The 775-nt window shown below is 59.2% G+C and carries 1 protein-coding gene; it reads right to left on the minus strand.

Annotated elements, in window-relative coordinates:
- Positions 1–124: 124 nt before the first annotated feature.
- Positions 125–775: ABC transporter substrate-binding protein (locus EN884_RS37580; protein ID WP_164895499.1), on the minus strand; the 651-nt coding region annotated here is incomplete at its 5' end.

A 775-nucleotide genomic window follows, 5' to 3' on the forward strand; every position in this document is an offset into this window, starting at 1 on the left:
GTTGGTGCGCATCTGATGGGCGGCGGTCATATGGCGATCAAATCCTTTCCACCGGTTGCAGGCGGGATAAGGTTCCACCCGCGCCAGAAGCCGCGGCGCACCACGCCGCGGCAAAGCATGACGATCAGGCCTGCGTTTTCCAAACATAACGGAACCGCGGGATTTCATCCGGCATCGGAGCAAACCCCTTGACGGTGTTGCGCATGGCGTTGAATTCGACGCTGAAGCCGACGGGCATGTAAGGCAGATCGGCAGAAATCTGACGCTGGATCTTCTCGTACAGTTCCTTGCGGCGAGCCTGGTCGGAAATTACCCGCGCCTCATCGATCCATTTGTCCACGTCGGGATTCTTGTAGCCCGTGGAATTTGCGGTGCCTTTGCTGGAGAAGAGGTAGTGGATAAGGCCATCGGGATCCGCCCGTTGCGTCCAGCGCATAGGCGTGAAGCGTATCTCGCCGGAAACCGCCTTGGCGTAGTAGTCGCTTTGCGGAACCGGATCGAGCTCAATGTTGAGGCCGATCGCGTCAAGGTCTTCCTTGGCAAGCTCGGCGAAGCGTCGAAGCGTATCGCCGCTTGGCGCCGCAAGCTTGATGGTGGTGCCCTTCAGGCCAGAATCAGCCACGATCTTGCGCGCCTTTTCCGGATCGTATTCGTAGTGCACCAGATCGGTCGGCGTCCACCAGAGGCCATCTGGCGTGAAGCTATCGGATATCTTGCCTTGTCCAGCCCATATGATCTGGTTGAGGCGGTCGCGGTTGAGGCCGTGCGCTATGGC

Origin of the sequence: Mesorhizobium sp. M7A.F.Ca.AU.001.01.1.1 (assembly GCF_004022735.1) — a bacterium.
GTDB classification, from domain to species: Bacteria; Pseudomonadota; Alphaproteobacteria; order Rhizobiales; family Rhizobiaceae; genus Mesorhizobium; species Mesorhizobium ciceri.